A 9,763-nucleotide genomic window follows, 5' to 3' on the forward strand; every position below is an offset into this window, starting at 1 on the left:
GTTCCTGCACCTGTACGTGGGCTGAGCCCCCCGCCGGCCCGCCCCGGGTCGTCGGGTGGCTCAGCCCACGTACAGGTGCAGGAACGCCTCCACGAGCTCGTAGAAGGCTTCGGGGCGGTCGCGGCGGATGCAGTGCCCGGCGCCCGGTACCTCCACCACCCGCACCAGGTCGTTGTGGATCTTCGCGGGATCAGGGGCCATCTCGCCGTTGACGGGAACCAGGATCAGCGTCGGCACGCTCAGCCCGGTGAACATCTCCTCCCAGGCGGTGTCGCCCAGGTAGAGACCCCGTCGGAGGTATTCACGGTCGACACGGGCCTTGGATTCCGCCCACGGCTTCAGCTCGGTGTCCGTCCACGGCGTCTCCTGCAGCATGCGGGTGACCTCGCCGTCGGGGTCCTCCGTCACCGTCTCCACGAAGGCGAGCTGCTGGCGCGCGAACTCCCGCTCCGCCGCTTCCCAGTGCGGGGCGGGCTTGGCCGGGTCCTCCAGCACGAGGGCGCGCACGAGCTCCGGATACGCCTGCGCGACGCGGGCGGCGACCAACCCGCCGAGCGAATGCCCCACGACCAATGCCGGCCGGCCCAGCTCGCGCAGCACGTCTGCCACGTCGTCGCGCAGCACCTCGGGGACGCGGCCCAACTCCTCGTCGGTGAAGCGGGGGGAGCGGCCGTGCCCGCGCTGGTCGACGGCGAGGATGCGGAAGTCTGATTCCCAGCGGGCGACGGCATCCGGCCAGCAGGTGCCGTCGTCGGTCAGGCCGTGGACGAGGACGAGCGGTGGGGCTGTGGTGTCGCCGTGTTCGTGGACGTTGAGCTGCGCCATGACAGGAACCTACCCCCTTCCGGTCAGGGCCGAGCGGCCTACAACGTGTAAGCTGGCGGTCCGTGGCTCAGAGCAATCGCAAACCCGGATTCGACCGTCAGAAGTACCTCGACCTCCAATCCGAGCACATCGACCAGCGACGCAAGCGCTTCGGCGGGAAGCTCTACCTCGAGTTCGGCGGCAAGCTCTTCGACGACCACCACGCCGCGCGGGTCCTGCCCGGCTTCACCCCGGACAACAAGATCGCGATGCTCAACACCATCGCCGACGAGGTCGAGATCGTCATGGTCATCTCCTCCCACGACCTCATCCGCAACAAGGTGCGCGCCGACATCGGCATCACCTACGAGGCCGACGTGCTGCGGCTCATCGACGAGTTCCGCACCTACGGGCTCTACGTCGGCTCCGTGGTCATCACGCAGATGGCCGACGACCACCGCCAGGCCCGCAACTTCAAGCGCAAGCTGGAGCGGCTGGGTCTCAAGGTGTACCGCCACTACCCGATCAAGGGCTACCCCAACGACATCCCGCTGATCGTGAGCGACAACGGCTACGGCCGCAACGAGTACATCGAGACCACCCGCGACGTCGTCGTGGTCACCGCCCCGGGCCCGGGCAGCGGCAAGATGGCGACCTGCCTGTCGCAGCTCTACCACGACCACAAGCGCGGCATCGCCTCCGGCTACGCCAAGTACGAGACCTTCCCCATCTGGAACCTGCCGCTGGACCACCCGGTCAACATGGCCTACGAGGCGGCCACGGCAGACCTTGACGACGTCAACATGATCGACCCCTTCCACCTCGCCGCGTACGGCGAGCAGGTCGTCAACTACAACCGCGACGTCGAGTCCTTCCCTGTGCTGAAGCTCCTCTTCGAGCAGTTGACGGGGGAGAGCCCCTACCAGTCACCCACGGACATGGGTGTCAACATGGCGGGCATCTGCATCTCCGACGACGAGGTGTGCCGCGAGGCGTCGAAGCAGGAGGTGCTGCGGCGCTACTTCAAGGCGCTCGTGGCCGAACGCCGCGACGAGTCCGAACCCCACCAGTCGGACCGTATCGCCCTGATCATGTCCACCCTCGGCATCACGCGCGACGACCGCCCCGTCGTCGGGCCGGCGCTCGAACTGGAGAAGCGCACCAAGGGCCCGGCCGCCGCCATCCAGCTTCCCGATGGCGCCGTCGTCACGGGCAAGACCTCGGCGCTGCTCGGGGCCAGTTCCGCCATGCTGCTCAATGCGCTGAAGATGCTCGCCGGCCTCCCCGATGAGGTGCGCCTCCTCGACCCGGAGACCATCGAGCCCATCCAGACCCTCAAGACCCGTCACCTAGGCAGCGCCAACCCGCGCCTCCACACCGACGAGGTGCTCATCGCGTTGTCCGTCGGCGCCCGCTTCGACGAGAACGCCCGCCGGGCGCTGGCCGAACTGCAGCAGTTGCGCGGCTGCGACGTGCACGCCTCCGTCATCCTCGGCCCGGTGGACGAGTCCATCTTCCGGAACCTCGGGGTGCATGTCACCTGCGAGCCGGTCTACCAGAGCAAGAAGCTGTACAAGAAGGGCTGACGGCTGGGGCACGCTCAGGGCGCGGCAGGCGCCCAGCCTTCGGCTGTCCGGAGCAGGTGGCCGGACTGCTCCATCGCCTCAAGCCAGCCCGGCATGGGGTACTCGCCCCAGAGGGAATGGAACAGGTTCGCGTTGCGGGCGATCGCAGCCGCGTGCTCGACGGGTGGGCTGCTCGACGGGTGCCACTGGTGGAACGCCCCGGCCCCGCGGATCCACCACAGGTGGCCTCCGGCCGCGGCCAGCCGGCGGCCGAAGTCGGTGTCCTCGCCGCCGTAGCCCACGTAGCGTTCGTCGAAACCGCCGATGCGGTGCCAGTCGGTGATGCTGGTGGCGATGTTGAGCGACCACAACAGGTTCACATCGGCCGCCAGCAGGTCGTCGGTCTCCGGCACCGTCCGGGCGGGATGGTCGCGCCCGACCTCCGCGAGCCGTTCGGGGGTGTAGTCGTCCCCGCTGAGTCCCTCCGGGAGATACCTCACCCGTCCGGTCACCACTGAGGGGCCGGGCTGCGTGGCGGCGTCCAGCAGACGGGAGGTGTAGTCGGCCACGAATCCCGGTTCCGGAAGGCAGTCCACATCCAGCAGCGCCACCAACGTCGCCCCCGCCTCCTCGGCTGCGGCCACCCCGCGGTTGCGGGCACCGGCCAGGGGTAGTCCGCCGTCGGCCGGCAGCTCGACGAGCACCGTCCGCTCCCTGTAGCCGATCAGGCCTGCGACGGCGGGGTCGCCCATCGCCACCACGACGTGGACGAGGGGCCGGGGATCGAGCGCATCGATCCAGCGCAGCTGACGGGTGAGGTGGTCGTGGCGTCCGTGCGCGATGGTGACGATGGCGAGCTCCATCACGGGACCTCGTCCGCGAGCGCGGCTATCGCGGCGGCGGCCCGGGCGGCCCCGTCGCGGGTGGTCCAGCGGTGCCAACCGCAGCAGCCTGCGGCCTCGTCGAGCAGCCCCGGCCACTCACGGGCACCCGGCCACTGCGGCAGGGCCACGCAGCACCGCAGGTTCCGCAACGCCTCGACGGTGCCCAGCTGCTCGTCGAACGGCCTGGGCTGGGCGACCACCACCGCGGGGCGACCGGCCGCGGCCACCTCCGCCACGGCGTTCTGCCCGGCATGCGTGACGACGACGTCTGCCCACTCGAGGTCCGCCCAGACGTCTGGGGAGCCCGCCCGTCCGGGGCTGCGGACCTTCCACTCCCAGCCGGGGGTGGCCGCCTCTGCGGCGCGGAGGTCGTCGTCGGTCACGCCGGTGCCGCCGGCGCCCCACACCACCAGCACGCGGCGTCGGCTGCGGGTCAGGGGCGGTGGCACGCGGTCGTCGAAGCGGGAGATGGCGCCGACGTACCGGGTCTTCCGGCGCCACCGGAGGGGCCATGTGGGTTCCGGCGCGCTCTCGGGCCAGGGTGCGAGCAGCAGGGAGGCCGAATCGTAGGCGGCCTCATGCGGGCGGTCCCTGCGGTCGCCTCGCATGCCCATGACCACGGTGCGTACCCCCATGAGACGGGACAGGAGCGCCACCTCCGCCGAGACGTCCACGACCATCACGGACACGTCGCCGCGGAGCCGCTCGGCGATCAGCGCCAGCCGCTCGCGGTGCCCGGCGTGGTCGAGCGGAGCCCAGTGGAACACGCCGCCGGCTGTCGGGTCCGCAGGTTCATCCGTGATGTCCCAGGGGAGCTGTACCCACGCTCCGGGCCAGCCCTCGGGGATGGGCATGGATCCGAAGCCCAGTACCTCGCGCCCGAGTTGGCGTGCGATCTGGGTGCCTCGCGTGGCGTGCCCCAACCCCTGGTGATGCACGTACCAACCGATCATGTGAGCTCCTCGTACAGGGCGACGTAGTGGTCGACCATGGCGTCGAGGCCGCAGGCCACCTCGGCATGGCGGCGCACCTCCGCGCGGTCCATTCCGATCACCCGGGCCAGGGCGACGGCCGCCTCCTCCGGGCTCGCTGACGGGTCGACGCACTCCCCACCCGGCGGGCGCACGATCTCCGGCAACCCGCCGCGGGCCAGTGCCAGCACCGGCGTGCCGCACGCCATGGCCTCGGCTGCCACCAACCCGTAGGGCTCGTCCCATTCGGGGGTGACCAGGCACGCGGCCGACGATCCGACGAGCGTGGGCAGCGCGTAGGGCCCGAGGTGGCCCTCGTAGCTGACGTCGTCGCCCAGGAGCGGCTGGAGCGCGGAGCGGAAGTACGCCACGTCGACGATGGGACCTGCGATCCGCAGCCGACGCCCCAGGTGGCGCGCGATCAGGACGGCGCGGTGGGGAGCCTTCTCCGGGGCGATCCGCCCGGTCCACACGAGATCGTCGCCGCCGGGGCCCGGCAGCCAGACGGAGAGGTCGATGCCGTTGTGGATGACCTGGGCGGCGGTGAACCCGGCCCATCGCTCGGACACCCAGTGCGACACCGCCACAGTCCTGGCCCGTGGCGTGAGGCGCAGGGCCGGTTCGAGCCAGGGATGCGGTGGGGTGTGCAGTGTCGTGATGAGGGGCTGGGGGATCGAATCTGACAACACGATCGGCAGGTAGTGCAGCGAGTTGTTGTGCACGACGTCGATGTCGGGGCGACCCGCGAGCGTGCGCAGCGCGTGGGCGTAGGCGATGGTGGCGGTGACCTGCGACTCCGGTGGCATGGCGATGTCGCCGCGCGCGTCGTCGCTGAGGGCGAACCGGGCGACGGGGAGTTCCTCGCAGTCCAGCGTCAGGTCGCTGCCCGGTCCCGCGAACAGCACGACCTCGACGCCGCGCTCCCGAAGCCCCTTCGCCAGGTGCCAGGTGAACGATTCCAGGCCGCCTGCGAACGGGGCTGAGATGGGGAACCGGTCGTTGGCGAGGATCGCGACCTTCACGTTCGCACGCGGGCCATGGCCCGCCGGTAGATGTCTGCATGGCAGCCCGCGAGGAACTGTCGCTCCGCGTGGCGCTCGTCCGGATCGGCCCGCCAGGGTGCGGCATCCGGCAGCGCGTCGAGTGCCGCGGCGATGTCGGCGACGCTGGGGCCGTCGTCGCCCACGCGGTAACCGAAGATGCCGGGATGCTGGTCGTGGTAGTGGCCCAGGAGCGGCGCCAGGACGTGGGTGCCGACGTCGTAGCAGGCCTCCAACCACCCGGAATGGGTGCCGAACCGGTAGGGGAGCACCGACAGGTCCAGGCTGAGGAAGTAGGCCCAGAGTTCGTCGTCGGAGTAGTAGTCGTGCACGTGGACCGTGACGCCGTCCTTCCCCATCAGCCCCTTCAGGTAGGCGGCCACCTCGGCGTCGTGGTGGTACTCGCCGGGCGTCATGACGTCGGTGTGGACGTCGATCACCAGCTCCATCCTGCGGGCAGGGACCTCCCGCTCCAGGATGGCGAGGATGGGCAGCGGGTCGATGGAGGCGCGCAGGCTCTTGAGATGGACCCCGACGCGGGGCCGGGCGTGCTGCTGCCTGGGGCGATGCAGCGTGTCCGGGTCCACGACGTGGGGATGCGGCAGCACCGTCGCGTCGCGGTCCCACCGCCGGCGGATCTCCTGCGCGGCCCCCGCGGTGAGCGTGATCAGCTCCGCTGCGGCCGGGATCAGCACATCGAGCGCCTCGTCGTGCGCCAACCGGTCGAGGTGGTGCGGGTTGCGCAGGTCGTGGACCGTATAGACCAGCGGCTTGTCGTTGCGGTCGAGCGCCTCGAGGACGTCGGTCAGGTCCCGTGTGGAAAGGGCGTCGAAGCCGAAGTGGATGTGGAACACATCGAAGCTCTCGGCATTCTGGTCGATCCACTGGGGCGAGAGCAGGGCCGAGGGCCACGCCTTCCCGCCCGGATCTGGGAGCCGCACGACGTCGTGGCCATTGCAGGGGTCAGCCAGATGCCTGACGTATACGTGCCCCTCGGGTACAGATGCGACTCTGATCACATCGATCCCCCTTCGTCCACGCCGTGCCCCTATTGGAGCGCTTGCCGGGCCGGGCCCACCACCCCCTTGGGGGTTAGTGCGGACGGGGAAGCTGGTCCTCGATGATCCGGGGCTGGCAGGCGTACAGACCGGCGATGGTCATCGGGACGGCCAACCCCAGCTGCAGCATGATGGGAGGGGTCCAGGAGTCGAACAACGTGTAGAGGATGCCGAAGCTGAGCGGGCCGAGGGTGGCGATGGTGTAGCCCACTGACTGGGCGAAGCCGCTGAGCGCCGCCGTGGCCGCGGGGGAATGTGCCCGGGTGCCGAACAGCGCCAGGACGAGCGGGAACGACGCAGTGCCCAGGGCCATGGCGATGGACCAGAAGATGGGCGCGGCGAGCGGCGCGTTCAGCAGCCCGAGGTAGCCGGTGATGAGGAAGGCCATCAGGCACAGGAAGAGGACGCTGGGGTTGCGCGTGCGGGCGACGTAGGCCGGGATGAGGAAGGCCGGGACGATCCCGACGCCGGTGGCGATGCCGAGCATGTAGCCCGCCGTCGTCTGGTCCATGCCGGCCGTGCGGAAGATGGTGGGCAGCCATCCGAACACCGAGTAGGCCTGCGCCGACTGGACGCCGAACATGATGGCGAGCGCCCAGCCCAGCCTGGTACGGGAGATGGCCGCGAGCGTGATGTCGGGCTCGCCGCCCTTCTTCGGCCGCCCGGCGGCGATCGCGAGCGGCAGCCAGCACAGCAGTGAGGCGAAGGCGATGACCACACCGGCCGCGAGAGAGGCGCGCCAGCCCCCGAAGGCATGGGCCATGGGGACGGTGGCGGTGCTGGCCAGCGTCACGCCGATGGTCAGGGCGAGGGAGTACAGGGCCGTGGCCGTCCCCACCTGGTGGGGGTAGTGCCGGCGCACCAGCGAGGGCAGCAACACGTTCGCCTGCGCCATGCCAGCCAGCGCCAGGGTGGAGAACGCCAGGAATGCTGCCGAGTCATCGACCAGCAGCCGGCCCGCCTGCCCAAAGATCAGGGCGATGAGCGCGACCAGGATCGAGCGGTGCGCCCCGATGCGGCGGGCGATCCAGGGTGCCATGGCGCCGAAGATCGCAAAGCAGAGGGTGGGAAGCGACGTGAGCAGACCGGCGGTGAAGCCGTCGAGGCCGATGTCGCGGCTGATCTCGGTCAGGACCGGTCCGACCGAGACCGCGACGGGGCGCAGATTGAACGCCAGGGCCAGCAGCGCGATCAGCGGCCACCACCGACGGATCGCGCTCAAACGAGCTGCCTCTGGGCCAACGCCATGGCCATCTGCGGTGCGAGGGGGAGGCGGGGGATCAGCGTCGCCTGGAGGGCGTGGTAGATGTCCGGTTTGCCGGGCCACACCGACGTGGCGACGCGGAGCCCACCGTCGAGCTGATGGTGCCAGGAGCCGTGCTCGGGGTCGATGAAGTGCTCGGCCACATGGTCCCACCAGCGTGAGTAGTCCGCGGCGTAGCGCTTGTCGCCGGTGCGGTGGAACAGGGCGGCCGCCGCACCGATGGCTTCGGCGGCGACCCAGTGCAGCCGGTCCGTCGTGACGGGGGTGCCGTCCCAGCCGGTGGTGTAGACGAAACCCTCGGCCCCGTCGCGGCCCCAGCCGTCCGTGATCGCCTGGTCGTAGAGGTGCTGGGCGGCGTCGAGCCAGGTGCCGTCGGTGTTGTTCGTGGCGGCCTCGAGGTGGAGGAACAGGCGGGCCCATTCGAGCCCGTGGCCAATGGTGGCGCCGTAGGGCCGGAACGGGTCCTCGGGCTGCGCATCGTTGTACTCGAGTTGCGGCTGCCAGGTGTCGTCGTAGTGCTCCGGCAGGCGCCAGTCGTGGACGGCGGCCTGGTGGCGGGCGAACGAGGCGATCCGCTCGGCCCGTTCCAGCCAACGCTGGTCCCAGGTGGCGTCGGCGGCGGCGAGCATGGCCTCCACGGTGTGCATGTTGGCGTTGATCCCGCGGTAGGGATCCACCGACGACCAGTCCGGCTCGGCGGCATCTGCCACCATGCCGTGCGCCTCGTCCCAGAAGCGTTCGTCGAGGACCGCCAGGGCGTCGTCGAGCAGTTCGCGCCCCCCGGGCAGGCCGGCGACGGTGGCGGAGGAGCCGGCCAGCACCACGAACGCGTGGTCGTAGGCCTGCTTGCCGCCGTCCCTGGCGGAGGTGTGGAACCACCCGCCGTGCCGCTCATCATGGAGGGCGTCGGTGAGCCCGCTCATCGCGCGGATGGCGAGGGGTCGGGAACCGGGGACCCCCATCAGGTGGCCGAGCGAGTACACGTGCACCATGCGGCAGGTCACCCAGGTTTCGATGGGCCTCGTCGGGTCCGGGACGCCCCTGGCATCCAGGTAGGCCGCGCCCTGTCCTGCGACCGGCGCGGCGGCCCCGAACGCGAGGAGGCGCTCGGTCTCCTGCTGCAGCCAGGCGCGATGAGTGGGGGCGGTCAGCCAGTCAGTCATGGCGCATACACTACGCCCCATGAGTACTCGCCAACCGCCTGTACAGCAGCCGCCCCCGGAGCAGAAACTGCGCCTGCGCTACGCCAAGCGCGGCCCCGCGCGTTTCACATCCCACCGCGACTTCGGGCGTGCGCTGGAGCGGGCCATCCGCAGGGCGGAGCTCCCCATGGCGTACTCGTCCGGTTTCAACCCGCACCCGCGCATCTCGTACGCCAGCCCGTCGCCCACCTCCGCGTCGTCTGAGGCGGAGTACGTGGAACTCGGCCTCAGCGAGGCCTGTGATCCGGCGAAGGTGGTCGGGGCGCTCAACGACGTACTGCCCCAGGGCTTCGAGATGCTCGACGCTGCGGTGGCCGTCAAGGAGTCGCTGGGGGACCTCCTGCAAGCCTCGGACTGGGAGATCCGGCTCAGCGCCGCCCCTGGTGTGCTGAGCGCCGCCGTGGCCGAGCTGCTCAGCCGCGAGCACCTCACCGTCGAGCGCATGACCAAACGCGGCATGCGCGCCTTCGACGTGCGGGAGGCCATCATCTCGCTCGAGGTCGTCGACGACGGCGTGTTGCGCCTGCGCTCCCACATCGGCACTCCGCTGGTGCGACCCGACGACGTGGTGGCCGCCCTGCGCACCATCGACGAGACGATCCCCGGCGAGATGTTGCTCAACCGGCTCAGCCAGGGGCCGCTCAACGAGGGCGACATCGGAGACCCCCTGCGTCCGCACAACTGACGACACGCACCACCCGGTGCGACGGTTTTTCATGATGTGTGGAACAATGAGCGAAGGTCATGGCGCCGCCCGGTGCCACCCTGAGGCAGTGAGACTGCACCGCGGCACAATTCTTCCGCGACTGCTCGCCGGCCTCAGAGGATCAGAGTCTTACGGCACAGCCCGCTGTGCCCGGTCCGCGCCAAGTGCGCGTAAGGAGCCGCATGCTCACATCAGAGAACAATGATCAAGTGACGCCGGAAAGCGCCGCCCCCGCCCCCACGCAGCGCCGCCGTCGCGCTGCCTCCCGC

9 protein-coding genes are annotated in these 9,763 nt (G+C 70.3%); 2 read left to right on the forward strand and 7 right to left on the reverse strand.

All coding sequences use genetic code 11. The features are described from left to right. Positions 1 to 60: 60 nt before the first annotated feature. Positions 61 to 825, reverse strand: coding sequence for an alpha/beta fold hydrolase (locus C3E87_RS14385; RefSeq protein ID WP_076064190.1), 765 nt, complete (start codon positions 823 to 825; stop codon positions 61 to 63). 62 nt (positions 826 to 887) lie between these two features. On the opposite strand from C3E87_RS14385, the gene C3E87_RS14390 reads away from it, so the two are divergent. Further along, entirely contained in the window at positions 888 to 2,390 is a 1,503-nt protein-coding gene (locus C3E87_RS14390; RefSeq protein WP_076064192.1) for a DUF1846 domain-containing protein, read from the forward strand. A 14-nt stretch (positions 2,391 to 2,404) separates the two neighbouring features. On the opposite strand, the gene C3E87_RS14395 is transcribed toward C3E87_RS14390, so the two are convergent. The 6 genes from C3E87_RS14395 to C3E87_RS14420 form a co-directional block, all read right to left on the reverse strand. After that, entirely contained in the window at positions 2,405 to 3,232 is an 828-nt protein-coding gene (locus C3E87_RS14395; RefSeq protein WP_076064194.1) for a glycosyltransferase family 2 protein, read from the reverse strand. Continuing rightward, on the reverse strand, positions 3,232 to 4,206 hold the full coding sequence (locus C3E87_RS14400) for a glycosyltransferase (RefSeq protein ID WP_076064196.1): 975 nt from the start codon (positions 4,204 to 4,206) through the stop codon (positions 3,232 to 3,234). Before C3E87_RS14400 ends, C3E87_RS14395 begins: the two co-directional genes overlap by 1 nt. Beyond that, on the reverse strand, positions 4,203 to 5,246 hold the full coding sequence (locus C3E87_RS14405; RefSeq protein ID WP_076064199.1) for a glycosyltransferase: 1,044 nt from the start codon (positions 5,244 to 5,246) through the stop codon (positions 4,203 to 4,205). Before C3E87_RS14405 ends, C3E87_RS14400 begins: the two co-directional genes overlap by 4 nt. After that, positions 5,243 to 6,283 carry a hypothetical protein gene (locus C3E87_RS14410; RefSeq protein ID WP_076064201.1) on the reverse strand — a complete coding sequence of 347 codons (1,041 nt, stop codon included), beginning with the start codon at positions 6,281 to 6,283 and terminating at the stop codon, positions 5,243 to 5,245. Before C3E87_RS14410 ends, C3E87_RS14405 begins: the two co-directional genes overlap by 4 nt. A gap of 73 nt (positions 6,284 to 6,356) precedes the next feature. Then, complete coding sequence (locus tag C3E87_RS14415) at positions 6,357 to 7,544, reverse strand: MFS transporter (protein ID WP_076064203.1); 1,188 nt, start codon at positions 7,542 to 7,544, stop codon at positions 6,357 to 6,359. Beyond that, positions 7,541 to 8,749, reverse strand: coding sequence for an AGE family epimerase/isomerase (locus tag C3E87_RS14420; protein ID WP_076064205.1), 1,209 nt, complete (start codon positions 8,747 to 8,749; stop codon positions 7,541 to 7,543). Before C3E87_RS14420 ends, C3E87_RS14415 begins: the two co-directional genes overlap by 4 nt. 19 nt (positions 8,750 to 8,768) lie before the next feature. Between C3E87_RS14420 and C3E87_RS14425 the strand changes: the two genes are divergently transcribed. Continuing rightward, entirely contained in the window at positions 8,769 to 9,473 is a 705-nt protein-coding gene (locus tag C3E87_RS14425; protein ID WP_076064208.1) for a TIGR03936 family radical SAM-associated protein, read from the forward strand. The last annotated feature ends 290 nt before the right edge of the window (positions 9,474 to 9,763 follow it).

The organism is Tessaracoccus sp. ZS01, from assembly GCF_022342445.1.
Taxonomy (GTDB): Bacteria; Actinomycetota; Actinomycetes; order Propionibacteriales; family Propionibacteriaceae; genus Arachnia.

Bases quoted from the DNA above. Each gene is read 5' to 3' on its own strand.
- C3E87_RS14385 (WP_076064190.1), bottom strand. From the start codon at position 825: ATGGCGCAGCTCAACGTCCACGAACACGGCGACACCACAGCCCCACCG.
- C3E87_RS14420 (WP_076064205.1), bottom strand. From the start codon at position 8,749: ATGACTGACTGGCTGACCGCCCCCACTCATCGCGCCTGGCTGCAGCAG.
- C3E87_RS14395 (WP_076064194.1), bottom strand. From the start codon at position 3,232: ATGGAGCTCGCCATCGTCACCATCGCGCACGGACGCCACGACCACCTC.
- C3E87_RS14425 (WP_076064208.1), top strand. From the start codon at position 8,769: ATGAGTACTCGCCAACCGCCTGTACAGCAGCCGCCCCCGGAGCAGAAA.
- C3E87_RS14400 (WP_076064196.1), bottom strand. From the start codon at position 4,206: ATGATCGGTTGGTACGTGCATCACCAGGGGTTGGGGCACGCCACGCGA.